We start from the raw sequence: 25,780 nt of genomic DNA on the forward strand, positions 1-25,780 counted from the left end.
GTAGCAGCACCGCGAGCACGTCGTGGCGCACTCCTCGCGCTTTGCGCGGGTCGGGAACCTGCGACAACGCCTCTACCAGCGACAACATCACAGCTGGCGCCGGCTCGGTCGCAGCGGTGGCGATCACCTCATCGAGGTCGACCTCCACCTGATCCAGGGCAGCAACGATCGGGGACACTGACAACGCGGGCACGGGCTTCCTGACGTGATCAAGGACTTCGACACCCTCATGATCACGTCGGGCCCCGTGCCCGCCTTCGTACCTACGCCCGCGTGTCGCCGCAGGTCAGCAGTCGCTCATCCTGACTTTGCCGGGGCCCTGCCTCCCCGGCAGGGTGCTCCACCAGCCGCGAGCGGGCCCGACGCCGACGCGGTCCGCCGCCGCGACCCGGGGTGCTGCATGGCCGAGTACCTCGACCAGCCGGTCAGCCCCTACACGGTCGACCGCGCGCTCGACGACCACGAGGCCACGGCGATCGCCAAGGCCTCCCTGGAGCGGCTCGACGCGCTGGACCCGCGGGTGATCATCCCGGCGCACGGCCCCCTGCCCACCGACCCGGCCGCGGCGCTCGCGCACGCCCACCGCCGCGCACAGCGCCTGGTCGACGACCCGCAGGGCGCCGTCTGGTACGCCGCTCGGCGCATCTTCGGCTACGCCCTGATGATCCGCGACGGCATGGCTCTCGACGATGTGCACGGCTACCTGCTCGCCCGCGCCTGGCTCACCGACACTGCGGACCAGCTGGACCGCCCGGCCGACGGGATCGCCGACGAGCTCGTGGCGACCATGCGCCGCAGCGGCGCCTTCACCGAGTCCGGCGGTCGCCTGTATGCCGCCGCCGAGCACGCCCGCGTCGACCCCGGCGCGCTCGACCAGCCCTGGCCGCGCGACTGGCCCGCCGCCGGCTGAACAGGGCTCCTCCGCCGCCCGGCCGATGAGTTCGCGGGCGCCGGGCGGTCCCGTCGTGTGTCAACGACCTGATCGCCGGTGGAGGATGACCGTGACCGATGTCTGGGAGCTCGTACACGAGGAACGGGCCGCGCTCGCCGACGACCTGCGGGACGTTCCCGACGCACTGTGGGACACGCCCTCGTTCTGTCCGGGGTGGACCGTGCACGACGTGCTGGCCCACCTCGTCGACACCGCCCGCACCGGCCGGACCGGCTTCGTCGTCGGGATGATCCGTGCGCGGATGGACTTCGACCGACAGAACGCGACGGGGGTCGCCCGCGAACGCGGCGCGAGCCCCGGGCAGACGCTGCGCCGGTTCGACGCGTGCCGGTCGCTGACGCGCAGGCCGCCGGCGCCGCTGGACACGAGGCTGGTCGAGATGGTCGTGCACGGTGAGGACATCCGCCGCCCGCTGCGAATCAGCCGGGCCTACCGGCCCGAGGCCGTCCACCGGGCACTCGCGCTGCAGGCCCGGACGTCGACCTCGTTCGGCGGGGCCCGGGAGCTGATCGCCGGGATCCGGCTGTCGGCGACCGACGCCGAAATCTGTCTCGGCGACGGCCCGGAGATCACCGGAGGCGCGCTCGCGCTGCTCCTGGCGATCTCGGGCAGGCCCGTCGAGCCCGGGGAGCTCGATGGCCCGGGCCTTGCCGAGCTGGTCCGCGCCCGCGGAGCGGCGTGACCACGACCCCCAGGCGCTTTCGACACATACCGGTCGTCCCGGCCCGTGCCCAGCCGCCGCGCCCGACACCGGAATCGGGCGTCGCGCACTGATACAGTCCTAGCTTATATAAGTGTAGACCGGTATACTTCGGATTCGTGCACGCGTTCGACCTTCTCGGCGGCCCGGTGCGCCGGCGCATTCTGGAGCTGATCGCCGAGGGTGAGCAGACCTCCGGGGCGATCACAGACGTGATCCGGGCTGCGCTCGCGCTGCCCCAACCGGCTGTTTCCCCGCGTCCTCATGTTCTGCGTGCGAACGGGTTCGCGCCGCTCCGGGCCGAGGGCTCGCCGGTTCCATGCCGTCGACCCGACGTCGCAGGGCGAGGTCGACGTGCGACTGGACCGGCTTCGCGGATTCTGGGACCAACGGCTCGACATCGGCACGATCGATCCGCCAGTGAAAGGAACATGACATGAAGGACGTGCTGGACGAACTGGCCGCTGCGCGCCGGGCGATGGGAACAGCGACCCTGCCCGCCGGCGATGCGTACACGATGGAGTTGCGGCGTCGCTACGACGCGCCGGTCGACGACGTGTGGAACGCCATCACCGACCCCGAGCGGCTGGGCCGTTGGCTGAAGCCGGTCACCGGAGACCTACGGCTCGGCGGGTCGTTCGAGTTGGACGGCGGTGAGCACGGGGAGATCCTCCGGTGCGAGCCGCCGCATCTGCTGCGGGTGTCCTGGCTGTTCGGGCCGGACGCCGACGAGTGGCCGGGCACGAGCGAGGTCGAGGTGCGCCTGTCCCCGGGCCCTGCCGGGGACACCGAACTCGAACTGATCCATGCAGCGGCCGTCGGGGAGCCCATGTTCCCGACCTATGGCCCCGGTGCCGGCGGTGTGGGCTGGGACCTGCATCTCCTCGCCCTGGCCCGGTTCCTGACAGGCGGGGAGGCCCTCGATCACGAGGACTTCCCGACCTCGCCCACGGGGCGCGAGTTCCTGCGGCGCAGCGCTGCTGCATGGGGCGAAGCTCACCTGGCCGCCGGCGGGGATCCGGGGCACGTGGCGGCCGCCGTCACGGCCACCACCGCGTTCTACGCCCCCGGAGGGGACGCCTGACGGGGCACACCATCCCGATCGAGCTCGTCCCGTCGCGGGAGCCGTCGCTCGCGGACCCGGCGCACATGCCGAAGCGGCCGCAGGGCCTGGCACTGCAGCACGTGCCGGCGGACGGATCGTGAGCGTGGTGCCGATGGCACCAGATTTGCCCTGGGACGCCGACGGCGATGAGAAGGCTCCGGAGACTCCCAGGTAGCCTTCAGAAAGGCCCTCGTAGCTCAGGGGATAGAGCACCGCTCTCCTAAAGCGGGTGTCGCAGGTTCGAATCCTGCCGGGGGCGCCACAACCTGAGCAGTGATCATGCTGTCGCGAACGCAGCAGATGACTATCGCCTGCTGACCAAGCGGTCCACGATGCCGGATGCCCGGGCCACGTCGACCTCGACGGACACGCAACCTGCTGCCGACGCAGTCGCAGAGCATCGACGAGATCCACGCCGGGGCGTCCGATGACCGTCGTCGCCGGCTCGTTCGACGCCGACGAGTTCGGACCGTCGGCGCCGCGTCGCGTGCCGGTCGGACGTCCTACCGCCACAGTCCGTTCGGCGGAGCTGCGTAGCGAGTGCCCGTCCGGCGGATCCGGACGTGTAGGTCCCTCCAGTCGGTCGGGGCCCGCCATGACGGACGTCCGACCGACCGGCCGGCATCCGAACACAGGGTGGGCGCGACCACACGACATGGCGTCGCGCTGCGGTCGCCGTCGTGCCACGACCAGGGAGGCCAACGATGACCACGACCGAGCTCCGGGGCGACAGCAACGCGAAGGGAGCGGGCTCAGGCACCCGGCCGATGACCGGTTCCGAGTACCTGGAGTCCCTGCGGGACGGCCGCGAGGTGTACTTCCGCGGCGAGCGGGTCGACGACGTCACCACACACCCGGCGTTCCGCAACTCGGCGCGCTCGGTCGCCCGGCTGTACGACGCGCTGCACGACCCGAACGGGCCCAGCGAGCTGACCGCCCCCACCGACACCGGGAACGGCGGGTTCACCCACCCGTTCTTCAAGACCGCGACGAGCGCGGACGACCTGGTGGCCGGGCGGGATGCGATCGTCGCCTGGCAGCGGATGGTCTACGGCTGGATGGGGCGTACCCCGGACTACAAGGCGTCGTTCCTCGGAACGCTGGGCGCGAATTCGGACTTCTACGGTCCGTTCAAAGAGAACGCGCTGCGCTGGTACAGGGAGACCCAGGAGCGGATCCTGTACCTGAACCACGCGATCGTGCATCCGCCGATCGACCGCGACAAGCCCGCCGACCAGACCGCCGACGTGTGCGTGCACGTCGAGGAAGAGACCGACGCCGGTCTGATCGTCTCCGGCGCGAAGGTCGTCGCGACCGGCTCGGCACTGACCAACGCGAACTTCATCGCCCACTACGGGCTACCGCTGAAGAAGAAGGAGTTCGGTGTCATCTTCACGGCGCCGATGGACTCGCCGGGGATGAAGCTGTTCTGCCGCACCTCCTACGAGTGGAACGCTGCCGTCACCGGCAGCCCGTTCGACTACCCGCTCTCGAGCCGGCTCGACGAGAACGACGCGATCATGGTTCTCGACCGGGTGCTGGTGCCGTGGGAGAACGTGTTCATGTACGACGCCGACGCGGCGAACAACTTCGTCATGGCCTCGGGCTTCCTGCCACGCTTCACGTTCCACGGCTGCGCCCGGCTGGCCGTCAAGCTCGACTTCATCGCCGGGTGTGTGATGAAGGCCGTGGAGACGACCGGGACCTCGAGCTTCCGCGGGGTGCAGAAGCAGGTCGGTGAGATCCTCAACTGGCGCGACATGTTCTGGGGTCTGTCCGACGCGATGGCCAAGTCGCCGCAGGAGTGGGTGAACGGGTCGGTGCAGCCGAACCTCAACTACGGCCTCGCCTACCGGACGTTCATGGGCGTCGGATACCCGCGGATCAAGGAGATCATCCAGCAGACGCTGGGCAGCAGCTTGATCTACCTCAACTCGCACCAGAGCGACTGGAACAACCCGGACGTGCGGCCCTACCTCGACCAGTACGTTCGCGGATCGAACGGGATCGAGGCGATCGACCGGGTCAAGCTCCTCAAGCTGCTGTGGGACGCCGTGGGCACCGAGTTCGGGGGCCGGCACGAGCTCTACGAGCTCAACTACGGCGGGGACCACGAGGCGGTCCGGTTCCAGACCCTGTTCGCCTACCAGGCCTCCGGACAGGACCTCGAGCTGAAGGGCTTCGCCGAGCAGTGCATGGCCGAGTACGACGTCGACGGCTGGTCCCGGCCCGACCTCATCAACAACGACGACCTCGAGGTCGTGCGGCGGGCGACCGGGGCCCGGTGAGCATCGTGACGGCGCCGGACCACCCCGACATCCTGGCAGCGACACCGCCCCGGATGCGGCAGGCGCTCGGCAGGTTCGCCAGCGGCGTCACGATCGTGACCACGGCGGACGGCCCCGATGAGGCCTCGGTGCACGGTATGACGGCCAACGCGTTCACCTCGGTGTCGCTGGACCCGCCGCTGGTCCTGGTGTCGATCGCCAACCGGGCCCGAATGAACGCCCGCATTCTCGAGACCGGCCGCTACGGGGTCTCCGTGCTGGCCAGGGACCAGGAACCGCTGTCGCTGCACTTCGCCGGAGTACCGCAGGATCCCGGCCCGGCGCGGTTCGTGTGGCGGGGGGACGTGCCGCTTCTCGACGGCGCACTCGTCCATCTGGCCTGCACGGTGCAGGCATCGCACCCCGCGGGCGACCACACACTGCACATCGGGTACGTCGATCGGCTCTGGTACGACCACGGTCAGCCGCTGGTCTTCTACACCGGCAGCTTCCAGTGGCTCGAGACGACCCCGCAGCCGGACCCCTGGGGCTTCTGACCGTCTCCGCACTCCGGATCTGAGGCCGGGCCGCACCCGATGCGGCCCGGCCTCACCCGTCTCCGCCCCTGCGGAACGCCCCGGGAGCCCTCCCGGAGTGGGCCTTGAACGTCCGGTGGAAGTGCGAGTAGTCCTTGAACCCGCACCGCTCGGCGACCGCCTCCGTGGTCAGATCCGTGGTGCGCAGGAGCTGCCGGGCCCGCTCCATCCGGGCCTCGCGCAGCCACCCGGAAGGAGTGCTGCCACCGTCCCGGAAAAGCGTCTGGAGGTATCGGCGGGAGACCCCGAGGTCCCGACAGAGGTCGTCCATCGTGTGTTCGGCATCGTGCAGGTTGTCCCGCAACGCGTCCTTCGCCCGTTGCAGGTCGTGCCGCCGGGCCGCCTCTGCCGGGGTGACGGCGCCGCCCGGCTCGGCCGCCAGGGCCTCGGACAGCAGATTGAGCGTCGAGGCCGCCAGCGTGCCGGCCGAGCGCTGCAAGCTGTCGTCGTCGAGCACGAGCACCTGACGGATGAACGCACCCAGCACGCTCCCCATCCCGGTGTGGGTGGTCAACGTCCGCGCGGTCGCACCCGCGACCGCTCGTTCGGGCAGGCAGGCGAGCAGCTGTCGACGCGGGATGCGCACGATGACCTGCTCGAAGTCCTCCGGTAGCGCGAACAGGAACGGGCTGTCGCAGTCGACCAGGGTGAGCGCGCCGCCCTCCACGGTGCACGTACGCCCGTTCTGCTGCACCTCGGCGACGCCGCGGGTCACCATGCAGAGCAGGATCTCGGACCGGTCGTCGGACCGGATCATGGCAGGCGTACGGACGACCCGGTGCGGGGAGGACCGCATCCGGCTGAAGTCCAGCCGCCCGACCGGCACCGCGTGCAGCAGCCCGTCGAACGTGTCCCGCCGGCCGAGCACCTGCAGGTCCATCTCACAGTACTGGGAGTTGATCGCGTCGCCCCAGACGGTCGGTGCCCGCCGGGCGGAGACCCCCTCGGTCGAGACCAGGACATCCAGTTCGGATCCGGTGCGCGCAGCGCCAGGATCCGGTGCGCGTGTGGCCATGGGGAAGATCTGCTCCGATCTCCTACATTTGCAGATCACCGTACCTGCAAGCCCGAAGTCTAGGCCCTCGGGCACAGAGCGACGACGCTCACAGGGAGGACCGGATGGCAAGTCTCCAGACGATTCAGAAGATCGGCCCGATTCTGGACCTGTTCACCGTGGAGCGCCCCGAGTGGGGCGTCCGCGAGGTCGCCACGGCGGTCGGGATCCCGCGCTCGAGTGCGCACGCCGTGCTGGCGAGCCTGGTCCAGACCGGGCTCCTGCACTGCCGCGCCCGCGGTCGCTACCGCATCGGCTGGAGGGTCGTCGAACTCGCCGAGGCCCTACGGGGCTCGGTCGACGTCCGGTCCTGCGCGGCACCGCACCTCGAGCGCCTCGTGGACCGGTTCGGGGAGACCACGCACCTGGCGGTGCTCGAACGCGGTCAGGTCCTCTACCTCGACAAGGTGCCCGGCACCCACAACATCTCCGTCCAGGGCGCCCAGGTCGGATCCCGCCGACACGCACATTGCACCGCGGTCGGCAAGGCCCTGCTCGCTCGGCTCTCCGACCAGGAGCTGAGCCGGATCGTCGACCAGGAGCCGCTGCGCCGCTTCACCCCGTCCACGGTCACCGATCCGAGCCGGCTCCGCACCGAGCTCGACCGGTGCCGCTCCACCGGATACGCCATGGATCTGGGTGAGTCGGTACACGAGGTGCACTGCGTGGCCGCACCGATCCGGGACGATCTGGGCTCGGTGGTCGCCGCGGTGAGCATGAGCGTCCCGTCCTCGCGGTTCCGCCTGCGCCGGGACGAGATGGCCCGAGCCGTGCTGGACACGACACGGGCGGTCTCCCGGAGCCTGGTGGACGTCGCCGCCGACACCGCGCCGTCGCGATCGCTGCAAGAGGCCACCGACGCCTACGGCAGTGCGTCATGACCGTCCTCGCCCGGCCGCGCACCGCCCGGGCCGGCCCACCACCGCTCTGCGAACCCGACGGCCTACCGGTCGCTCTCCGCGGCGGAGTCGCGACGATCGGGGTCTTCGACGGGGTGCACCGCGGCCACGCGCGCCTGATCGGTTCGGCCGTCGCACTCGGCCGATCGCTCAGGATGCCGACACTGCTGGTCACCTTCGATCCGCATCCCGCCGCCGTACTCGGCCTGCGCAAGGACACCGGGGCACTCAGCACACCCCGTCGCCGGGCCGAGCTCGCCGGCGCGCTCGGCGTCGATGCTGTCGTCGTCCTGACGTTCGACGACGTGCTCGCCGCCCGCTCCCCCACCGACTTCGCCAGGTCGGTGCTGCGGGACCGGCTCGGCACCCGGGAGATCGTGGTCGGCACGAACTTCACCTTCGGCCGTCGTGGTGCGGGCACGGTGACGACGCTCGGCGATCTCGGCGCCCGGTGCGGGTTCGGCGTGCACCCGGTGGGCCTGCACCCGGTTGCCACCGATGACACGGTCTGCTCGTCGTCCTACGTACGCCGGTGTGTCCGCCACGGCGACCTCGCGGCGGCCGCCCGGGCACTGGGGCGCCCGCACCGGGTCGACGGCGTGCTCGTCGACGGTGTGGTGCACACGCGACGCGCACCCGCCCTGCCTCCGTCCGGACAGTGGGCTGCACTCGCCGACGGCCGGCCGGTGACGGCCGAGGTCGACGGCGAGGTACTCCGGCTCCCCGGGCACGCGGCCGGATCCGTCGCGGTCGACCTACTGCCCTGACAGCCGAGGGGCCCAACGAACGTCGGCCCCGCCCGGGCGAGCCGGGCGGGGCCGGAGTGCACGCCCCGTCAGGCGCTGAGGACGATCGACCCCAGCGAGGTGAAGTGCGCGGCGATGCGCGCCCCCGGCTCGACCGGCACGGCGTTGGTCATCCCACCGGTGAGCACGAGCCAGCCGGGCTCGATCGCGTGGCCGCGCCGGGCCAGCTGGTTCGCGGCGAACGCCAGCGCCTGCGCCGGATGCCCCAGCACCGACGCACCTGCCGCGCTGTCGACGACCGCGCCGTCGACCTCGAGCAGACACCCCTCCAACGCGAGGTCCAGGCCTTCGGTGGAGCGGACCACCGGACCGGTCGCGAACACCCCCGACGAGTTGTTGTCGGCGATGGCGTCCGGGAGGGTGAACCCGTACCCGGCGAACCGGCTGTCGATGATCTCCAGTCCGGCGACGACGGAGCCCACCGCCGCCAGTGCCGAGGCCGCGGTGACCCCAGGACCGCGCAGCCGGTCCCGCATCACGAACACGATCTCGGGCTCGGCCCGCGGGTGGATCATCGAGTCGTGCGGGATCGGGCGGTCGCCGTCGAGTTCCATCGCGTCGGTGAGCCAGGCGACCGAGGGCTCGGTGCCCTTCATCTGTTGCTGCTTCGCCTTCGAGGTGAGGCCCAGCTTGATCCCCACCGTGGTCTCGCCCTGCTCGTGCCGGCGTCGCAGGGCGAGGTCCTGCGCCCGGTAGGCGCGCTCGACGTCGAGGTCGGGCCACTCCTCGGCGAGCGAGGTTCGGGCGGTGCGCGACCGCTCCGCCTCGAGCAGGGTGTCGGCGACCCGGCCGATGTCCCATGCTGTGTCCATCAGGACTCCTCCCGGCCGAGCACGGCGGTGACGGTGCCGATCCCGGCGATCGTGGTCGAGAACGTGTCGCCGGGGGCCATCGGCTGAGCGGCCGTCATCGACCCCGGCAGGACGACGTGTCCGGACTCCAGTTCGATCCCGAGTGGACCGACCGTGTTGGCGAGCCAGACCAGGCTGTTGATCGGTGACCCGAGCACGGCGCCACCGGCACCGGTGCCCGCAACCCGGCCGCCGTGGTACAGGACGCATCCCGTCAGTCGCAGGTCGACCGCGTGCGGCGAGACCGGCGTCGAGCCGAGGACGACGCCGCCGGACGAGGCGTTGTCCGCGATCGTGTCGACGATCGAGATCTTCCAGTCCCGCACCCGCGAGTCGACAATCTCCAGCGCCGGAAGCACGAAGTCCACGGCGGCGATCGCCTCGGCGACAGTGACACCGGGCCCGCGCAGCGGCCGCTTCAGTACGAACGCGATCTCCGGCTCGATCCGCGGCTGCAGGAATGTGCCCGCTGGGATCGGCTCGTGATCGAGGAAGAACATGCTCTCCGTGAGGTGACCGTAGTCGGGCTGGTCCACCCCGGCCTGGCGCTGCATCGCGGCGGAGGCCAGGCCGACCTTGTGACCCCGGATCCGGTCCCCGCCCGCCACCCAGTCGGCGACCTGGGCCTGCTGGATGCGGTAGGCGTCGTCGATCGTGGCGCCGGGGAACTCCTCGATGATCGGAGCGACCGGCTTCCCGGTCGCATACGCCGACAGCAGGTGGCGGGCGGCTTCGGTGTGCAGTGCGGACTCGACACTGGTCATCGGGTGCGCTCCCTCGTGAGCTGGGCGGGGTTCGTGCGGGGAGGGCTCAGGCGGGAAGGACGGCGAGGAACTCGCACTGGACCTCCATCCCGGCAGGCAGGGTCACGAGCTGGGTGTGCCGCGCCGGGCGGCTCTCCGGGTCCGGGAAGTGCTCGGTCCAGACGCGATCGATCGCGTCCCTGGTCGCGGGTCCGGTCGTGAAGAACGTGATGCGCAGGACGTCCGCCCAGCCCGCATCGGCCGCGGCGAGGATCAGCCCGGCCCGCCGGAAGACGTTGGCTACCTGCTCCCCCGCGTCGGCGGGGACCTCCCGGGTACCGACGTCGTATGGCGCGACGACACTCGAGGCCAGCAGCGGACCGATCCGGCTCGCCGCCGGGATCGGGGTGGCGTGCCCGCACCCCGGCGCGTCGACCGACTCCCGGCTCATCGCATTCCCTCGCTGGCGCTCGGTCGACGCTTCGCGGAGCGCTGTGTCGATGATTCGCTCGCATGCTCGCTCATCCGCGCAGCCTCAGTGTGACAGCGCGGGGGTCGGTGAAGAACTCCCGCGAGTACTGCCCGCCCTCCCTGCCGACCCCGCTGATGCCTTCCCCGCCGAAGGGCAGCCGCAGGTCACGCTCGAAGAAGCAGTTGATCCAGACCATCCCGGTCCGCCACTGCGCAGCCAACCGGTGCGCGCGGTCCAGGTTCTGCGTGCAGAGGATCCCGGCGAGGCCGTAATCGCTGTCGTTGGCGATCCGCAGCGCCTCGTCCTCGGTGTCGAACGGGATGACCGTCTGCACCGGACCGAAGATCTCCTCGCGCGCGGTGCGCGCAATGTTGGTGAGACCGGTGATCACCGTGGGTGGGTAGTAGAAGCCATTGGCGAGCCCGTCGTCGGTCAGCCGAGCACCGCCGGTGACGACCTCACCGCCCTCCGACTGTGCGAGTTCGACGTAGCCGTGGACCTTGTCCAGTGCCGGCTCCTCGATCAACGGACCCATGAACGTTCCGGCCTGTTTCGGGTCGCCGACGACGAGCTTCTGCGCCTTCTCGGTGAACCGGGCGAGGAACTCGTCGTAGATGCCGCGCTGGACCAGCAGCCGGGTCCCGGCCAGGCAGACCTGGCCGCTGCCCGCGAAGACGCCCTTGATCGCGACGTCGGTCGCGACGTCGAGGTCGGCGTCGTCGAACACGATGTTGGCCGACTTGCCGCCCAACTCGAGCGAGATCGGGGTGAGGTTCTGTGCGGCGGCGCCGGCGACCTTCTTTCCGGTCGCCGTGGAGCCGGTGAAGGTGATCCGGTCGACGCGCGGGTCGCTGGTCAGCGGGCCCGCCACCTCGTCCCCGCCGAAGCCCTGGACCACATTGAGAACGCCTTCGGGCAGACCGGCCTCGAGCGCCAGCTCGGCGAAGCGGGCGGCGGTGAGCGGGGTCTGCGGAGCCGGCTTGAGGATGACCGTGTTACCGAACGCCAGCGCTGGGGCGAACTTCCAGGACGCCAGCATCAGCGGCGCGTTCCACGGGCTGATCGCCGACACCACGCCGGCCGGCGGATGCAGCACGTAGGACAGCAGCGCGCCGTCAGGGTAGGCGTCGTTCGCCGCCATGGCGGCGTAGTCGCCGAAGAAGCGCAGGTTCTGCGCCGCCCGGGGGATCTCCGCGTGTTGCATGTGCCCGAGCACCTTGCCGGCGTCGCGGGTCTCGAGCAGGGCCAGCTCGTCGCGGTGCGCGTCGATCGCGTCGGCCACCGCGTGTAGCACGCGCTGCCGTTCCTTCGGTGTCATCGACGGCCACGGGCCCTCGTCGAAGGCGGTGCGCGCGGCGGTGATCGCCCGCTCGCCGTCGGCGGCGCCGCCGCGCGCGACGGTGCCCAGCAACGAACCGTCGTGCGGATCGCGGGTCTCGAAGACCGCCCCGTCCGCGGAGTCCGTCCAGTCGGCACCGATGAGGTGCCGAACCTGCTGTGGCGCTGTACTCATCGGGTCGCCTCCGCCTTCTCGCCGCGACCCGCGAGCTCCGCCGCCACGTCGATGATCATGTCTTCCTGTCCACCGATGACACCGCGCCGCCCGAGCTCGACGAGGATGTCGCGCTCCGCGACCCCGTACTTGCGTGCGGCCCGCTTGGTCGGGTGGAAGAACGTCGAGTACACCCCGGCGTAGCCGAGGATCAGCGCGGTCTCGTCGATGATCTGTGGCTCGCTCATCAGCGGGGCGACGACGCGCTCCGCGGTGTCGACGAGTCCGAACAGGTCGACGCCGGTGCCCCAGCCCGCCCGGTCGAACGCGGCCGCGAGGACCTCGGTCTGCGCGTTGCCCGCGCTGGCGCCGAGCCCGCGCAGCGAGCCGTCGATGTAGGTGGCGCCCTGCTCGGCCGCGGTCAGCGCGTTGGCGACACCGACGCCGAGGTTGTTGTGGGCGTGGAAGCCGATGTCGGCCGAGATCGCCTCGCGCAGCGCCGCGACCCGGGCGCCGGCGTGCGCCGGGACCATCGCGCCGGCCGAGTCGACCACGTAGACGACTTGGGCGCCGTAGGACTCCAGCTTGCGGGCCTGCTCGGCCAGTGCCGCCGGCTCCAGCTTGTGGCTCATCATGAGGAAGCACATGACCCGCATGCCCTGCTCGCGGGCCCACACGACTGGCTGCTCCGCGCAGTCGGCCTCGGTGCAGTGCACGGCGACCCGCACGGTGCGGGCACCGGCCTCGATCGCACCGCCCAGCTCGGCGAGTGTCGCGATGCCGGGCACGTACAGCACGGCGATATCAGCTTGCCCGGTGGCCTCGACCGCGGCTCGCACGTACTCCGGGTCGGTCGCGGCGGCGAAGCCGTACTGGATCGACGAGGCTCCCAGGCCGATCCCGTGGGCGACCTCGATCGTCGAGACCCCCGCCTTGTCGAGTCCGGACGAGATCTCGGCGACCTGTGCGGGCGTGAACTTGTGGGACACGCTGCTCATGCCGTCACGGAGGCTGGTGTCGACCAAGGTCACCGACCTGCGCGCGGTGGCGTCGTTCGTACTCATGCCGGGACTCCGTCCGTGAGAGCCTTCGTCGCGACCGCTTCGGCGACCTGGACGGCGGCGGCGGTGATGATGTCGAGGTTGCCCGCGTAGCGCGGCAGGAAGTCACCCGCGCCCTCGACCTCGAGCATGACGGTGACCCGGTCGCCGTCGACGTCGACCAGGCGAAGCCGGTACCCCGGCACGTACTCCTGGACCTTCGCCACGATGTCCCGGACCGCTTGCTCGATCCGCGTGTCGTCCGGCTCCCGGACGATCGCGTACACGGTGTCTCGCATGATCATCGGCGGCTCCGCCGGATTGATCACCGAGATCGCCTTGGCCTGGTCGGCACCGGCGACCTGCGCGAGTGCGCGACCGGTTTTCTCGCTGAACTCCGACAGGTTCTGTCGCGTCCCGGGGCCGGCGCTCGCGCTGGCGATCGCAGCGACGATCTCCCCGTAGGAGGCGTCGGCGACCTGGTTGATCGCCCACAGCACCGGGATGGTGGCCTGCCCGGCACAGCTGACCATGTTCATGTTCACTGCGCCGGTCGTGTTCCCGGAGCCGACGTGCTCGTCGAGGTTGACCGCCGGCACGACGTACGGCCCGACCGAGGCCGGGGTGAGGTCGATCGCGCGGATGCCGGCCTCGGCGTACCGGGGCGCGGCAGCGGCGTGCACCTTCGCCGAGGTCGCCTCGAACACGATGTGCGGCAGCTCGGGCCGGGACAGCAGCCAGTCGACACCCTCGGCGGAGGTCTCGAGCCCCATCTCCGCCGCCCGCTGCAGCCCCTCGCTCGCCGGGTCGATACCGATCATGTAGCGCGGCTCGACGAGCTCCGATCGGCGGAGCTTGTAGAGCAGGTCGGTTCCGATGTTGCCGGATCCGACGATCGCTGCGTGCAGTCGCGCAGTCATCGTTACCACTTCCGTTCGAGCGGGTAGTCGGCTGCCGAAGCTAGGTGCGGAGCGAGCGACGACGACCGGTCTCCCGGATCGCGGAACGGCGCCGCCCTGTGTGCCGCCGGTGTCCGGATATCGGCGACGAGTTCACCGGCACCGCCCGATGCGCGAAACGCTCGGCCACGGCCGGCACCCGACCGCGAGGAGACCTCCGTGCCCGTTCTGACCTTCCATCTCGGCGAGGGACAGCACGCCCGAGACGACGTCCGTGCGTTGGTGGCAGCCGCCGGTCGCATCTACGCCGATGTCCTGGGCGCACCGGTCGAGCGGGTGCGGGTCTCCGTCCGTACCCACGACCCCGCGCTGAGCTGGGTCGCCGGCGCCTTCGCAGACGACCCGACCACGCCTGTGGCGCCGATCTTCGAGTTCGTCGTCCTCGCCGGGCGCCCGCCGGAGCACCGGACGCGGTTGCTGGCAGCCTTCACCGATCTCGTGGTTGAGCACCTCGGCGTCGAGCGGGCCGTCGTCCGCGGGCGCGCGACCGAGCTTGACCCAACGGACTGGGCGATCGGGGGCGTCCCGGCCGCCGAGGTCCGCTCGGCGGAGATCGCGGCACGCGGCGGTGCGCGGTGACCGCGAACGGGGCCGGGACCGCTGTCGTCGTCGGTGCGACAGGCGCGGTCGGCGGCGCGATCCGGCAACGCCTCCGCCGCGAAGGCCTCACCGTGGTCGCGGTGGCTCGCGACGCCGCGGCGCTGACCGAGCTCACCGACGCCGATCCCGGTGTCGTGGCCTGCCCTGCCGACATCGGCTCGGACGACGCCGGTTCCACCATCGCAGCCACCTGTGCCGAGGTGGGCGGGCCGGTCCGGATGATCGTCCAGGCCACCGGGCTGCCCCCGACCGGGCCGCTGGACCGGATCGTGCCGGAGGACCTCGGCGTCGTCGTCGCGCTGAAGCTGGGCGGTCTGCTGCGCGCGGTGCGGGCGGTCGAGGACCGGCTGGCACCCGGCAGCCGGATCGTCGCGATCGGCGGCCACTTCGGCTCCGAGCCGGTGCCTCGGACCTGTGGTGCCGGGGTCACCAACGCGGCGCTCGCCAACCTCGTCCGGCAGCTGGCGGACCACTACGGGCCGCGCGGCGTGACCGCACACCTGGTCGCGCCGGGACCGCTGGACACCGCGCGGCTGCACGGCATCGCGGCGGCGACGGCCGCGGATCGGGGCGTCGATACCGAGACCGTGCTCGACGGGTTCCGGAGCCACTCGCCGCTGAACCGGCTCACCACCGTCGGGCAGGTCGCGTGGGCTGTTGCGCTGCTGCTCGCCCCCGAGGCCGACGCGCTGCTCGGGTCGACCGTCGCGCTCGACAGCGGTGCACGTCGGGGCCTGTTCTGATGCCCTCCGGCATCCCTGAGTGCCGAACGCCCGCGACACCGGGCCACCGCCCGTTCGGGGTGCCCGGACACGCGTGGTCCGTCCCACAACGCGGTGCGATGGTCGTCGCGACGCGGGCACCGACGGCGGACCTCCCCCGGACCCCGGGAGCAGTGACCCCAACCGGTCGTCCGGCACATCCCTCTCCGGCCCGGCCCTACCGCACACACCCTCCGAGGAGCCCACGATGAGTGACAGCACTCCCCGCCACGAGGTCGCGCACCTCGCCCGGACCGAGCTGTACACCCCCGACCCCGACGGAACGCTGTGGTTCTTCACCCAGCTCCTGGGCATGTACGAGACCCACCGCGCGGGCCAGTCGGTCTACCTGCGGGCCTACGAGGACCCGTACCAGTGGAGCATCAAGATCACCGAGGCGCCGCACGCCGGCCTCTGCCGCGCCGGGCTGCGCACGACGTCGCCGGAAGCGCTCGAGCGCCGCGCGAAGGCGCTGAAGGACGACAACGTCGATGTCCGCTGGACCGAGGACGAATTCGGCTACGGCAAGACGCTGCAGTTCCAGACGCCGGACGGGCACCATTTCTCCCTGCTGTGGGAGGCCGAGAAGTACCAGGCCCCGCCGGAGCTGCAGAGCAAGATCCTCACCCGGCCGTCGAAGCGTCCGCTCCGAGGCCTTCCGGTGAAGCGCATCGACCACATCAACCTGATGGCCAGCGACGTGACCCCGGTCAAGGAGTCCTTCGAGCGGCACCTGGGCTTCACCACGACCGAGCGGGTGGTCGACGGGCAGGTCGAGATCGGTGCCTGGATGAGCTCCAACATCCTCGGCCACGAGGTCGCCTGCATGCGCGACATGTTGGGCGAGCGCGGACGCTTCCACCACGTCGCCATGTACTACGGCATCCCGCAGCACAACATCGACGCGGCCGAGATGTTCCGTGAATACGACATCGAGATCGAGACCGGCCCGGACAAGCACGGCATCACCCAGGGCTCGTTCCTCTACGTCTTCGAACCCGGCGGCAACCGGATCGAGCTGTTCGGCGACACCGGATACCTGCACCTCGACCCCGACGCCGGCACCCGCACCTGGCAGATGTCCGACATCGACACCGGCCTGGCCATCGGCGGCGCCAAGCTGCCGTTCGAGACGTACTTCACCTACGGCACGCCGAGCAGGCTCACGCTGGCCGACCACATCGCGCAGTTCGCCGGTGGGCCGGAGCCGACACCGCAGGCGGTCACTGCCGCCGAGAACATCCCGGACGCGATCGGGAGTTCGGAGCACGCCAGCGGCGTGCCCGCACACTGACGCTCCCGGATGGTCGGGCCGCCCGCTCGGTGACGGCCACCGGATCGGAACGCTGCTTCCGCAGCCTCGACATCTCGGCCACCGGCGCTACGCTGGACCTCCGTTGGCCCGAGGAGGTGTCGATGGGGCAGGTTGCGTCACGGACCGGTTCGGTGGCCGTCACCAGTACCACCGTCGACGATGCCCTCCGTGTGGGAACCGACGTCTACCATCCGCACCGCCTCCGTCTGCTGGACGAATCCCGCCCGTTCGACATGCGTCTGCGAGCCGTCACCTACGGCCCGGTCACTGTGGGCAAGTTGTCCTACGCGGGACCTGTCCGGATCGAAACGGACGACATGGAGGTGGCCTACGAGGCCAACGTGCCGCTCGCCGGGGAGCTGGGCTGCGAAGCCGGCACGGAGAGATTCGTGGCGTCCCCTGACCGGGCAGTGCTGTTCGGTCCGGACGGCCCCACGTCGATGACCGGCTTCGGCCGAGGACGGCCGATCCTCGGGGTGCGGCTCGACCGCGTCGCCGTCGAGCACACGTTGGCCGATCTCGCTGGGGCGTCGGAGCCGCTTCGAGCGGCTCCGCTGGTCGACCTCACCACCGGTCGGGGCAGGGAGTGGTGGCTGGTTCTCCGCTCACTGCTCGACCTGTTGTCCGGCTTCGACGACCGCAGCTCCCTCGTACACAACGAGCTCGTCATGCGCCCACTCACCCAGAGCCTGCTGACCGGCATGCTCCTGGCCGCCGACCATCCGCTGCTGCCACGACTACTGGAGCCGGCCGAGGTGCACCTGCCCGGGACCGTCCGCCGCGCGCAGGACATCATGCACGACCGCGCCGCAGAACCGCTGTCGGTGCCCGATGTCGCCCGGGCGACCGGGCTGAGCACGCGTGGGTTGCAGGCCGCGTTCCGTCAGCACCTGGGCCTGACGCCGATCGAGTATCTGCGCCGGGTCCGCCTGGAACGGGCTCACGCAGACCTGATCACCGCGGACCCCGCTGTCGCCACCGTCGCCCAGGTTGCGCATCGCTGGGGTTTCACGCACGTCGGTCGCTTCGCCGCGCACTACCGGGCCCGGTACGGCACGTCCCCGTCAGTGGCCCTGCGGTCGGGGAGCTGACCCCGGCGTCGCGGCTTCGCATTCGGGACCACCTGCCTGCGTTCTCCGGCTCGGAACGTTGTGACTGTCGCCATACCGTGGTGCACAGGGCGGAGCACCGGTGACGGGCGCTTCGCCCGGTGCGGGCCGGCACACCGATGCCGGCCGCGGCGAGAAGTCGAAAGGCGGATCCGGATGCTGCAGACCGTCCAGAAGATCGGGCCCGTGCTCGATCTGTTCACGATCGAGCGGCCCGAGTGGGGCGTCTCGGAGGTGGCCGAGTCGATCGGCGTTCCCCGATCGAGCGCTCACGCACTCCTGTCCAGCCTGGTCGAGGTCGGCCTGCTGCACTGCCGTTCCCGGGGCCGATACCGGATCGGGTGGCGCATCGTCGAGCTCGGTGAGACGCTGCGCGGCTCGTACGATCTCCGGGCAGCGGCGGCTCCGGTACTGCAGGACATGGTCGAGCGCTACGGGGAGACGACCCACCTCGCGGTGATGGAACGCAACCGTGTCCTCTACGTCGACAAGGTCATCGGGACGCACGTGATCAACGTGCTCGGGGCGCGGGTCGGAGCCAGCCTGGACCCGCACTGCAACGCCGTCGGCAAGGTCCTCCTCGCTCATCGAACCCCGGCGGAGATCGAACGCTTCGTCGACACACCGCTGCGCAGACTCACCCCCTCGACCATCACCGAGCCGCGCGCGCTGGCGAAGGAGCTGGAAACCGTCCGGCGGGCCGGTTGCGCATTCGACCGTGGCGAGGCCGTCCTCGAGGTCCACTGCGTCGCCGCGCCCGTGCGGGACGACTTGGGCGCGGTCGTCGGCGCGATCAGCATGACCGTACCGGCGGGTCGGTTCGCGCCTGCACAGAGCGAGTACAAGCGAGCGGTGGTCACTGGGGCGTCGGAGATCTCGCGACGCATCGCGACAGCGGCCGAACCCCCGCGACTGGCCGTGGTCCGCGACGACCCCTGCGACCGGCTCGCCGCGACCTCCTGATCACCTCCGGCACTCCGTGGCGTTCGGCCAACCGGAACGTCGCGTAGTGACTCGGCGGCTCGGGACAGAAGTTCCGAAGCAGCCTTGCTCATTCGCGGCCTCGGCACGTACCTGCTCATGAGACGTCGTCCGACGTCCCATGAGCAGTGCGTCAGGAGTGAACCAGTGACCACAGTCGACGACGAGACCGCCTTCCAGCCGATCTGTTCCGAACCTCCGCGGATCGCGGACCGGCTCCACCACGACCTGATCGTCCCCGACGAGGTTCGGGACGTCCGGCGCCGTGTGCGGGACACCGCCGGCCGCGTCGTCGCCCCGGTCGCCCACCGGATTGCCAACGGTGACGAGCGGATCGACGGCTTTCCGCGAGATGTGTTCGAGTCCCTCGCCACCGACGGCCTGTACCGGATCCCCTTCGGTACCGACGTCGGAGGCGAGGGCCTCGCCCATCCCGCGGCCGCGACCGCGGTCGCCGTCGAGGAACTCGCCTACTACTCCAACAGCGTGGCGGCGATCTTCGACGTGCACTGCATCCTCGCCGGCAACGCGCTCGCCCAGGGCAGCTCGGCGCAGCGGGACCAGTGGCTGCGTCCCCTCGTGACCGGCGAGCTCATCGGCTCCTTCGCCACCAGTGAGCCCGGAGCCTCGAGCGACCTGTCACCGGAGGCCGTCCGTACCACCGCGGTTCCGGACGACGACGGATGGGTTCTCGACGGCCGAAAGCGCTGGATCACGAACTCGGTCGTGGCCGGAGTCGTGATCGTGCTGGCCCGGACCGCGGCCGGACTGACCACCTTCATCGTTCCCACGGACGCGCAGGGAGTCACGATCGGGACGCCCGACCGCAAACTCGGCAACCGCGGCCAGATCACCGCAGACGTCATCCTCGACCGCGTCCGGCTCGGGCCGGAAGCCGTGCTCGGCACCGAAGGCGGTGGTCTCAAGATCGCGCTGCAGACCCTCACGTACGGCCGGATCGGTATCGCCGCCGCCGGGGTCGGTCTGGCCCAAGCAGCGTTCGACCAGATGGCCGCACACCTGGGGACGCGCGAAGCGTTCGGCGGCCCGCTCGCCGCCAAGCAGCATTGGCAGTTCCTGATGGCCGATCGGGCCACGGAATTGGAGGTCGCGCGCGACCTGTACCTGAAGGCCGCCCTGCGCCTGGACTCCGGCATCCCGTTCCCGGAACCGGAGGCAGCAATGGCGAAACTCTTCGGAACCCGCCTGTCCGCGGACATCGCCCGCGATGCCGTCCAGGCGTTCGGCGGTCTCGGCTTCACGTCCCGGCGCGGCGCCGACGACGCCCCGGGGCCGGTGGAGGCCATCTACCGGGACTCCAAGATCGGCGAGATCTACGAGGGCGCCAACGAGGTCCAGAAGTGGGTCATCGCGCGCCAGATCTTCGGACGCGAGATCACCGGTTGAGCTGCCCCCTCCGGCGGGCGGTGTCGGAAAGCCCGTACACGACCCAGATCGCGGGCTGTCCGGTTCACCATTCCCGACTCTCGATTGTGACCGGCGTCGCGTACTCGGACCCTGGTCATGACCACGACACGAAGGCGCAGCCGTCCCGGTTGGGCCGGTCTCCCGCACAGGTCGGGTCACCACCGAGCGGAACCACGCGGCGGTGGCCCCTCGGACTGACGATCCAGGAGGACTGCACCAGATGAGCACTCTCGAGGAACGCCCGGTCGGCGAGATCGGGGAGAACTTCGACCCGCTGAACCCGCACACCGCGCTCGAGTACTACACCCGGGCCCGTAGCGAGCAACCCGTGTTCTACAACCCGCGGCTGAACGTATGGGTCGTGACCAGGTACGACGACATCAACGAGATCGAGCGCCTGGTCGGTACGCAGAAATTCACGGCGAAGGGCGCACTGAACCTGGTGAAGATGCCGTGCCCGGAAGCACTGGACGTCATCGTGAACGCCGGCATCAAGGTCGACAACTCGATCGTCGACGAGGACCCGCCCGAACACACGGTCAAGCGCAAGATCCTTCGTGAGTACCTGCACGAGGACACGATCAATCGTTTCGAGCCGCAGATCCGGGATCTCGTCAACCGCAAGCTCGACAGCTTGGTCACACGTGGCGAATGTGACCTGGTCACCGACTACGTGTTCGAGATCCCGGCGTGGGTCATCTTCCAGCTGATGAACGTCCCCGAGTCCGACATGGAGCGTATTCGCGAGTACGCCAAGGGCAACGGGAAGTTCGGCTTCGGCATCCCCACCGACGAGGAGCAGGTCGAGGACGCCAAGGGCATTGCGAAGTACTGGGAGTACGCCCAGTCCCATGTCGACAACCTGATCGCCAACCCCGGCGACGACATCATGAGTCACTACATCCGGCGCCTGCAGGAAGAGGACGCGAGCCTCTACGACATCCAGGATGCCTACACGGTCATGCTCCAACTTCTGTTCGCCGGGCACGAGACCACGACGAACACTTCAGGAAACGCCTTCCGACACCTGCTGGAGAACCGCGACCAGTGGGAGATGATCTGCAATGACCCCTCCCTGATCCCGCAGGCGATCGACGAGGTCCTCCGCTACGCGACGCCGGTCCCGCACTGGCGGCGCACGACGACCGAAGAGGTGACGATCCAGGGGGTCACGATTCCGGCCGGCGAGACAGTGATGATCGCGTTGCACTCGGCGAACCACGACGAGGACGTGTTCGACGACCCGAACAAGCTCGACATCTGCCGCAAGAACGCCCGGCACCACCTGGCTTTCGGCAAGGGCCGGCACCGTTGCCTCGGCGAGGCACTCGCACGGCTGGAGGTTCGTGTGATTCTCGAAGAGCTCGTCCATCGCCTCCCCCACATCCAGCTCGTCGAGGGCCAGCCCTGGATCTACGGGGAGAACATCTCCCACCGCGGCGTCGAGAACGTCAAGGTCACCTGGGACCCCGCCGCGAACCCCGTCCCCGCCGACCGTCCCTGACGCCCACCGGCAACCAGTCCCACCACGCGACGAGGAGTCATGCCATGAAGGTGCTGCTCGACTACGACCTGTGTGAGGGTCACGGCGAGTGCGTCATTGCCGCGCCGGAGGTCTTCGACCTCGACGATGCCGGTGAGAAGGTCGTCCTGCTCCAGGAGGAACCGGACGAGGAACTGCGGGAGAAGGTCGTGGAGGCAGTGAAGATCTGCCCGATCGTTGCCCTGCAGCTGGAGGGCTAGAAACCATGCGACGCATCGTGGTCGTCGGTGCGGGCCTGGCCGGCCTCCGCGCCGCCCAGGAGCTGCGGTCGAGAGGGTTCGACGGTGATCTGAGGATCGTCGGCGACGAGCCGCACATGCCCTATAACCGTCCACCGCTGTCCAAGCAGGTGCTGGCCGGGGACATGGAGCCGGAGAACTGCGCGTTCCCGCTCGACGACCTCGATGCGCGCTGGATGCTCGGTACCCCGGCTGCCGGCCTGAACGTCGGCGGCCGGGTCCTCCGGCTGGCAGACGGGTATGATCTCCCTTACGACGGGCTCGTGATCGCCACCGGACGACGCGCCCGGGAGTGGCCAGACCGTCCGGACCTCTCCGGATTCCACGTGCTCCGGGGGCTCGACGACGTGATCGCCCTGCGGGCGGCGGTCGTGGACCGCCCACGGGTCGCCATCGTCGGGGCCGGCTTCGTGGGCTGTGAGGTCGCTGCCACATTGCGCACACGCGGCATCGACGACATCGATCTGATCGACGTCGCACCGCATCCGATGCCGGCGCTCGGACACACGATCGGAGAGCGCGCGACGCGGCTGCACGCGGCACGAGGGATCAGGCTGCACATGAACACGTCCGTCGAACGGTTCGAGGGCACCGAGCGGGTCACAGCGGTGCACCTCGACGAGGGCACCCGGATACCGGCCGATCTCGTCCTCATCGCCCTGGGATCGGCACCGAACACGGAATGGCTGAGCGGCTCCGGACTCGAACTGTGCGAGGGCAACGTGCTGTGCGATGCGAGGTGCTTCGCCCTCGGGCACAGCGACATCGTCGCAGCCGGTGATGTCGCCACGTGGCCCCATCCGCGCGTCGATGGGGCCCCTGTGCGCGTCGAGCACTGGACCAACGCCAGCGACATGGCCCGGCGCGCGGCGCAGAACCTGCTCGCCCCCGCCTCCGCCGAGGAGTACGCCCCCGTACCCACCTTCTGGTCCGACCAGTACGACGCCGCGATCAAGGCTGTCGGTCTGTGGGGGCGATCGGAAGAGGTCCGGATCCTCGAAGAGGATCTGGAGACCGGACATCTCATCGCCGAGGGGCACTGCTCCGACGGCCTGATCGGAGCGCTCGTGATCAACCGGAACAAGGAGTTCATCAAGTACCGGCGTCACCTCGGCGAGCGGTACGGTCCGGTGACGTGCTGAGGACCGCCCGCCCTACGGTGCCAAGCGGCGCTCCAGCACCCGGTCGAGCACGAGCCCGGCGTGGGTCCAGAGCAGTCCCCCACCGGCCTCGGCGATCACCTCCCGCCGCGCCCCCGGGATGCGCGCGGCCAGGATCGCGCCGTGGTCCGGCGAGTGCCCCGCATCCTCGGCTCCGAACAGAACGGTCACACCGCACCGCACGGCGCTCAGGTCCAGTCCCCACGGCCGCATCGCCAGAAGGGTGTCCTGGACGTAGGCCGCCCCGTTGTTCGCGAACCCCTCCCGCAGCGCGTCGCGGTAGGTGGCCAGGAATTCCGCCGAGGTGTAGAGGTCGCGGTCCCGCTCGCCGGCGCCGGCGAGCACCATCTGTTCCATGGCCTCGGGGGTGAACGACCCGAGCACCGCGCGGGCCTGCTCGGGCGCGTGCAGCGCCAGGTCGGCCAGGGCCCCGGCCTCGCGCGGCAGCAGCGGACGGATGCCGGGGTGGGCGACCTCGTCCGCCGGTGAGACGAGGGTGAGACTCGAGACCCAGCCGTCCAGAGCCGCCGCCAGGCCGAACACCGCCCCTTGCGAGTTCGCGACGACCGGCACCGCATCCATCCCGGCACCGAGCACCCCGCAGACGACATCGCGGTAGTCGGCTGCCGTGGACCCGACGGTGCGCTCCGGATCGAACGACGACCCGCCCATGCCCGGGCGGTCCATGGTCAACAGCCGCACCCCCGTCGCTGCGAGGTGCTCCCGGCCGAAGCTCATGCTCCTGCCGGTCGCGGCCCCGGCGACGAAGAGCACCGGCGTCCCGTCGACCGGGCCGAAGCTCGCCCCGGTCAGCACCCGCCCCGTCCGGGACCGGACGCGCAGCTCCTGCCCTCCCCCGGCGACCATTCCCGGACGGTAGCCACCCGCCGGCCGGTTCTCGATCGGGTTCTCGACCAAGTTCTCGTCGACGGGCCCGACGGGCGGGACGGGCGGGTCGTGCCCCGGGCTCACCAGTACCGGCCGGTGCGCAGCGCCTCGGCGACCGCCCCGGCGCCGTCCTCGCCGGCCAGCCGCTCGGCGAGCCGGCCTGCCTGCTGCCGGGGGCCCGGCCGCTGCACCGCATCGCCGACGGCGCCCGCGAGCGCCGCCGCGGTGACGCGACGCAGCGGGATCTCCGCGGGTGCGACGCCCAGCTCGACCAGGCGTCGCGCCCACAGCGGCTGGTCCGCGGCCAGCGGCAGCGGGACCGCCGGGACACCCGCCCGCAGCCCGGCCGCGGTGGTCCCCGCACCGGCGTGGTGCACGACCGCGGCGGCCTGCGGGAACAGCAGATCGTGCCGGGCCGGGCCGATCGTGAGCAGGCGCTCGTCGCCGATCGGGTCCAGCCCGGCCCAGCCCGCCTGGACGACGGCGCGGCGGCCTGTCGCTCGCAGCGCGGCCCGGATCGCCGCCAGGCGGGAGCCGGCGTCTCCCGGCGCCATGCTGCCGAGGGTGACCACTACCGGCGGATCGCCGGTCGCGAGGAATGCGGTGAGCTCCGGCGGGAGCTCCCGCCCGGGCTCGGCCTCGGGCCACCAGTAGCCGACGACGCGGCGCCACGCCGGCCAGTCGCGCGGCGCACCGAGCACCGCGGAGCCGAACCCGTAGAACACCGGCCAGCGGTCGCGGTCGAGCCGGGCGAAGTGCTCGCGAATCCCCAGCGGGGCCAGCCCGAGGTCGCGGCGCAGCTCGGCCGTGGCCGACCGGAACGGCACCTGCCCCAGCACGCGCAGCGCGCGAGCCGCGGCCCGGTTCCCCCACCGGCCCAGCGAGCGCCGGGTCAGCGCCCAGGGCGGGAACTCCGCGGTCGGGTCGAAGGGCTGCAGGTAGACGCCCATGCTGGGGATCCCCATCGCCTCGGCGACGTGGATGCCCTGCCAGCCCAGCATCGAGACCAGCAGTACGTCGGCGCCCGCGGCCGCCCGGGTGATCGCGGCCCCCATCTCCCGCCAGTGCCGCCGGTAGAGGGCCACGGTGCCGGCCGAGCCGGTCGCCGAGTACCGCAGCGAACGTTGCCCGCGCGGCGAGGCCAGCTCCCGTTCCATGTCCATCGGCAACGGGTGGAACCTCGCCCCGCTGGCCCGCACCGCCGCGTCGAACGGGGCATGGGTCGCGATCGCCACCTCGTGCCCGTCGGCGCGCAGCCGGGCCGCGAGCCCCGTGTAGGGCAGGACGTCACCGGTCGAACCGATCGCGACGACGACCACCCGCACGGCCCCACCCCCGTCGTCCGGACCCGAACACGGGCCTCGTGGATCCGAGCAGTGAACGTGCGTCGGACGTCGGTGGTCAATCCTGTTTCGACGGGCTCCGGCCAGGGCGGGCGGTCGGCCGAAGGCGGCCGCGGTGCCCGGCCCGCGGGCCGCGGGTCACCGGCGGGTGGCCGGCGCCGTCGACTCGACGTGGGCCCGGACGAACCGGTCGTCGGCGGAGACCCAGCCCTCGGCCCGGGCGTAGTCGACCATCGCCTGCCAGCGCTCGCCCCAGTCCCGCGTGGTGGCCGCCGCGGCGGCGCGGTCGTGCAGCACGTCGAGGTCGAGCACGGCGCGGCCGCCGGCATCCAGGGAGCCGATGCCGGAGCGGCGCAGTGCGGCGTCGACCTCGTCGGGAGCGAGCCCGGTCGCGACGTGCAACCGGGTGCAGTCGTCGGCGGCGACGACCGCCGCGCCGTCCGTGGTGAGTTCGATGATCACGCCATGTCCTCCTGA

Annotated in this window: 26 protein-coding genes and 1 tRNA gene; 17 read left to right on the top strand and 10 right to left on the bottom strand. The window is 70.8% G+C overall.

Features of this window, described 5'->3' with window-relative positions; genetic code table 11:
* Positions 1 to 400: 400 nt before the first annotated feature.
* The 6 genes from BM093_RS26645 (at position 401) to BM093_RS26675 (ending at position 5,581) form a co-directional block, all read left to right on the top strand.
* On the top strand, positions 401 to 910 hold the full coding sequence (locus BM093_RS26645; protein WP_093351850.1) for a hypothetical protein: 510 nt from the start codon (positions 401 to 403) through the stop codon (positions 908 to 910).
* Positions 911 to 1,001: 91 nt separating this feature from the next.
* Positions 1,002 to 1,634, top strand: coding sequence for a maleylpyruvate isomerase family mycothiol-dependent enzyme (locus tag BM093_RS26650; protein WP_093352068.1), 633 nt, complete (start codon positions 1,002 to 1,004; stop codon positions 1,632 to 1,634).
* 454 nt (positions 1,635 to 2,088) lie between these two features.
* Complete coding sequence (locus BM093_RS26660; RefSeq protein ID WP_177238727.1) at positions 2,089 to 2,736, top strand: SRPBCC family protein; 648 nt, start codon at positions 2,089 to 2,091, stop codon at positions 2,734 to 2,736.
* A 207-nt stretch (positions 2,737 to 2,943) separates the two neighbouring features.
* A tRNA-Arg gene (locus tag BM093_RS26665) sits at positions 2,944 to 3,019 on the top strand.
* Between the two features lie 442 nt (positions 3,020 to 3,461).
* Complete coding sequence (locus tag BM093_RS26670; protein ID WP_093351853.1) at positions 3,462 to 5,045, top strand: 4-hydroxyphenylacetate 3-hydroxylase N-terminal domain-containing protein; 1,584 nt, start codon at positions 3,462 to 3,464, stop codon at positions 5,043 to 5,045.
* Positions 5,046 to 5,098: 53 nt separating this feature from the next.
* Entirely contained in the window at positions 5,099 to 5,581 is a 483-nt protein-coding gene (locus BM093_RS26675) for a flavin reductase family protein (RefSeq protein WP_093352077.1), read from the top strand.
* 52 nt (positions 5,582 to 5,633) lie between these two features.
* Here BM093_RS26675 and BM093_RS26680 read toward each other — a convergent pair whose 3' ends face one another.
* A complete protein-coding gene (locus BM093_RS26680) occupies positions 5,634 to 6,635 on the bottom strand; it encodes an AraC family transcriptional regulator (RefSeq protein ID WP_093351856.1) in 1,002 nt (333 codons plus the stop codon).
* A gap of 104 nt (positions 6,636 to 6,739) precedes the next feature.
* Here BM093_RS26680 and BM093_RS26685 point away from each other — a divergent pair, with 104 nt between their 5' ends.
* Positions 6,740 to 7,555 (top strand): IclR family transcriptional regulator, encoded by an 816-nt coding sequence (locus BM093_RS26685; RefSeq protein WP_093351859.1) that lies wholly within the window; start codon positions 6,740 to 6,742, stop codon positions 7,553 to 7,555.
* A complete protein-coding gene (locus tag BM093_RS26690) occupies positions 7,552 to 8,340 on the top strand; it encodes a hypothetical protein (RefSeq protein WP_093351862.1) in 789 nt (262 codons plus the stop codon). The genes BM093_RS26685 and BM093_RS26690 overlap by 4 nt, the downstream gene beginning before the upstream one ends.
* Positions 8,341 to 8,408: 68 nt before the next feature.
* Here BM093_RS26690 and BM093_RS26695 read toward each other — a convergent pair whose 3' ends face one another.
* The 6 genes from BM093_RS26695 to BM093_RS26720 all read right to left on the bottom strand — a co-directional run bounded on the left by BM093_RS26695 (position 8,409) and on the right by BM093_RS26720 (position 13,897).
* On the bottom strand, positions 8,409 to 9,191 hold the full coding sequence (locus BM093_RS26695; protein ID WP_093351866.1) for a 2-keto-4-pentenoate hydratase: 783 nt from the start codon (positions 9,189 to 9,191) through the stop codon (positions 8,409 to 8,411).
* The gene (locus BM093_RS26700) at positions 9,191 to 9,994 is read right to left on the bottom strand and encodes a 2-keto-4-pentenoate hydratase (protein WP_093351869.1); all 804 of its coding nucleotides are present in this window, start codon (positions 9,992 to 9,994) and stop codon (positions 9,191 to 9,193) included. The genes BM093_RS26695 and BM093_RS26700 overlap by 1 nt, the downstream gene beginning before the upstream one ends.
* 46 nt (positions 9,995 to 10,040) lie before the next feature.
* The gene (locus tag BM093_RS26705) at positions 10,041 to 10,424 is read right to left on the bottom strand and encodes a RidA family protein (RefSeq protein ID WP_093351871.1); all 384 of its coding nucleotides are present in this window, start codon (positions 10,422 to 10,424) and stop codon (positions 10,041 to 10,043) included.
* A gap of 70 nt (positions 10,425 to 10,494) precedes the next feature.
* Entirely contained in the window at positions 10,495 to 11,958 is a 1,464-nt protein-coding gene (locus tag BM093_RS26710; protein ID WP_093351877.1) for an aldehyde dehydrogenase, read from the bottom strand.
* On the bottom strand, positions 11,955 to 13,001 hold the full coding sequence (gene dmpG / locus BM093_RS26715; protein WP_093351885.1) for a 4-hydroxy-2-oxovalerate aldolase: 1,047 nt from the start codon (positions 12,999 to 13,001) through the stop codon (positions 11,955 to 11,957). Before dmpG ends, BM093_RS26710 begins: the two co-directional genes overlap by 4 nt.
* Positions 12,998 to 13,897, bottom strand: a complete 900-nt coding sequence (locus BM093_RS26720; protein WP_093351888.1) for an acetaldehyde dehydrogenase (acetylating) — start codon at positions 13,895 to 13,897, stop codon at positions 12,998 to 13,000. The genes dmpG and BM093_RS26720 overlap by 4 nt, the downstream gene beginning before the upstream one ends.
* Before the next feature lie 198 nt (positions 13,898 to 14,095).
* On the opposite strand from BM093_RS26720, the gene BM093_RS26725 reads away from it, so the two are divergent.
* The 9 genes from BM093_RS26725 (at position 14,096) to BM093_RS26765 (ending at position 23,054) form a co-directional block, all read left to right on the top strand.
* Positions 14,096 to 14,515, top strand: coding sequence for a tautomerase family protein (locus BM093_RS26725; RefSeq protein WP_093351892.1), 420 nt, complete (start codon positions 14,096 to 14,098; stop codon positions 14,513 to 14,515).
* Positions 14,512 to 15,279, top strand: a complete 768-nt coding sequence (locus BM093_RS26730) for an SDR family NAD(P)-dependent oxidoreductase (protein WP_093351897.1) — start codon at positions 14,512 to 14,514, stop codon at positions 15,277 to 15,279. The genes BM093_RS26725 and BM093_RS26730 overlap by 4 nt, the downstream gene beginning before the upstream one ends.
* 226 nt (positions 15,280 to 15,505) lie before the next feature.
* Positions 15,506 to 16,591: a VOC family protein gene (locus BM093_RS26735; protein ID WP_093351901.1), complete on the top strand. Its 1,086-nt coding sequence runs from the start codon at positions 15,506 to 15,508 to the stop codon at positions 16,589 to 16,591.
* 29 nt (positions 16,592 to 16,620) lie between these two features.
* A complete protein-coding gene (locus BM093_RS26740) occupies positions 16,621 to 17,703 on the top strand; it encodes a helix-turn-helix transcriptional regulator (protein WP_093351905.1) in 1,083 nt (360 codons plus the stop codon).
* Between the two features lie 174 nt (positions 17,704 to 17,877).
* Entirely contained in the window at positions 17,878 to 18,684 is an 807-nt protein-coding gene (locus tag BM093_RS26745; protein WP_218162941.1) for an IclR family transcriptional regulator, read from the top strand.
* 165 nt (positions 18,685 to 18,849) lie between these two features.
* Positions 18,850 to 20,109 (top strand): acyl-CoA dehydrogenase family protein, encoded by a 1,260-nt coding sequence (locus tag BM093_RS26750; RefSeq protein ID WP_218162942.1) that lies wholly within the window; start codon positions 18,850 to 18,852, stop codon positions 20,107 to 20,109.
* Between the two features lie 241 nt (positions 20,110 to 20,350).
* Positions 20,351 to 21,634 (top strand): cytochrome P450, encoded by a 1,284-nt coding sequence (locus BM093_RS26755; RefSeq protein WP_093351914.1) that lies wholly within the window; start codon positions 20,351 to 20,353, stop codon positions 21,632 to 21,634.
* Between the two features lie 44 nt (positions 21,635 to 21,678).
* Positions 21,679 to 21,873 (top strand): ferredoxin, encoded by a 195-nt coding sequence (locus BM093_RS26760; RefSeq protein WP_093351918.1) that lies wholly within the window; start codon positions 21,679 to 21,681, stop codon positions 21,871 to 21,873.
* Between the two features lie 17 nt (positions 21,874 to 21,890).
* Positions 21,891 to 23,054: an NAD(P)/FAD-dependent oxidoreductase gene (locus BM093_RS26765; RefSeq protein ID WP_218162943.1), complete on the top strand. Its 1,164-nt coding sequence runs from the start codon at positions 21,891 to 21,893 to the stop codon at positions 23,052 to 23,054.
* Positions 23,055 to 23,066: 12 nt separating this feature from the next.
* Here BM093_RS26765 and BM093_RS26770 read toward each other — a convergent pair whose 3' ends face one another.
* From BM093_RS26770 to BM093_RS26780, 3 genes are all read right to left on the bottom strand, one after another.
* Entirely contained in the window at positions 23,067 to 23,939 is an 873-nt protein-coding gene (locus tag BM093_RS26770) for an alpha/beta fold hydrolase (protein ID WP_143105538.1), read from the bottom strand.
* A 101-nt stretch (positions 23,940 to 24,040) separates the two neighbouring features.
* Complete coding sequence (locus BM093_RS26775; RefSeq protein WP_093351931.1) at positions 24,041 to 25,285, bottom strand: glycosyltransferase; 1,245 nt, start codon at positions 25,283 to 25,285, stop codon at positions 24,041 to 24,043.
* A 156-nt stretch (positions 25,286 to 25,441) separates the two neighbouring features.
* Complete coding sequence (locus BM093_RS26780) at positions 25,442 to 25,765, bottom strand: hypothetical protein (protein WP_093351936.1); 324 nt, start codon at positions 25,763 to 25,765, stop codon at positions 25,442 to 25,444.
* Positions 25,766 to 25,780 lie beyond the last annotated feature (15 nt).

Origin of the sequence: Pseudonocardia ammonioxydans, assembly GCF_900115005.1 — a bacterium.
Lineage (GTDB): Bacteria > Actinomycetota > Actinomycetes > Mycobacteriales > Pseudonocardiaceae > Pseudonocardia > Pseudonocardia ammonioxydans.

What these genes read in the sequence shown, in the direction of transcription:
- BM093_RS26645 (WP_093351850.1), top strand. Translation starts at nt 401, where the DNA reads ATGGCCGAGTACCTCGACCAGCCGGTCAGCCCCTACACGGTCGACCGC.
- BM093_RS26660 (WP_177238727.1), top strand. Translation starts at nt 2,089, where the DNA reads ATGAAGGACGTGCTGGACGAACTGGCCGCTGCGCGCCGGGCGATGGGA.
- BM093_RS26670 (WP_093351853.1), top strand. Translation starts at nt 3,462, where the DNA reads ATGACCACGACCGAGCTCCGGGGCGACAGCAACGCGAAGGGAGCGGGC.
- BM093_RS26675 (WP_093352077.1), top strand. Translation starts at nt 5,099, where the DNA reads ATGCGGCAGGCGCTCGGCAGGTTCGCCAGCGGCGTCACGATCGTGACC.
- BM093_RS26680 (WP_093351856.1), bottom strand. Translation starts at nt 6,635, where the DNA reads ATGGCCACACGCGCACCGGATCCTGGCGCTGCGCGCACCGGATCCGAA.
- BM093_RS26685 (WP_093351859.1), top strand. Translation starts at nt 6,740, where the DNA reads ATGGCAAGTCTCCAGACGATTCAGAAGATCGGCCCGATTCTGGACCTG.
- BM093_RS26690 (WP_093351862.1), top strand. Translation starts at nt 7,552, where the DNA reads ATGACCGTCCTCGCCCGGCCGCGCACCGCCCGGGCCGGCCCACCACCG.
- BM093_RS26695 (WP_093351866.1), bottom strand. Translation starts at nt 9,191, where the DNA reads ATGGACACAGCATGGGACATCGGCCGGGTCGCCGACACCCTGCTCGAG.
- BM093_RS26700 (WP_093351869.1), bottom strand. Translation starts at nt 9,994, where the DNA reads ATGACCAGTGTCGAGTCCGCACTGCACACCGAAGCCGCCCGCCACCTG.
- BM093_RS26705 (WP_093351871.1), bottom strand. Translation starts at nt 10,424, where the DNA reads ATGAGCCGGGAGTCGGTCGACGCGCCGGGGTGCGGGCACGCCACCCCG.
- BM093_RS26710 (WP_093351877.1), bottom strand. Translation starts at nt 11,958, where the DNA reads ATGAGTACAGCGCCACAGCAGGTTCGGCACCTCATCGGTGCCGACTGG.
- dmpG (WP_093351885.1), bottom strand. Translation starts at nt 13,001, where the DNA reads ATGAGTACGAACGACGCCACCGCGCGCAGGTCGGTGACCTTGGTCGAC.
- BM093_RS26720 (WP_093351888.1), bottom strand. Translation starts at nt 13,897, where the DNA reads ATGACTGCGCGACTGCACGCAGCGATCGTCGGATCCGGCAACATCGGA.
- BM093_RS26735 (WP_093351901.1), top strand. Translation starts at nt 15,506, where the DNA reads ATGAGTGACAGCACTCCCCGCCACGAGGTCGCGCACCTCGCCCGGACC.
- BM093_RS26745 (WP_218162941.1), top strand. Translation starts at nt 17,878, where the DNA reads ATGCTGCAGACCGTCCAGAAGATCGGGCCCGTGCTCGATCTGTTCACG.
- BM093_RS26755 (WP_093351914.1), top strand. Translation starts at nt 20,351, where the DNA reads ATGAGCACTCTCGAGGAACGCCCGGTCGGCGAGATCGGGGAGAACTTC.
- BM093_RS26760 (WP_093351918.1), top strand. Translation starts at nt 21,679, where the DNA reads ATGAAGGTGCTGCTCGACTACGACCTGTGTGAGGGTCACGGCGAGTGC.
- BM093_RS26770 (WP_143105538.1), bottom strand. Translation starts at nt 23,939, where the DNA reads ATGGTCGCCGGGGGAGGGCAGGAGCTGCGCGTCCGGTCCCGGACGGGG.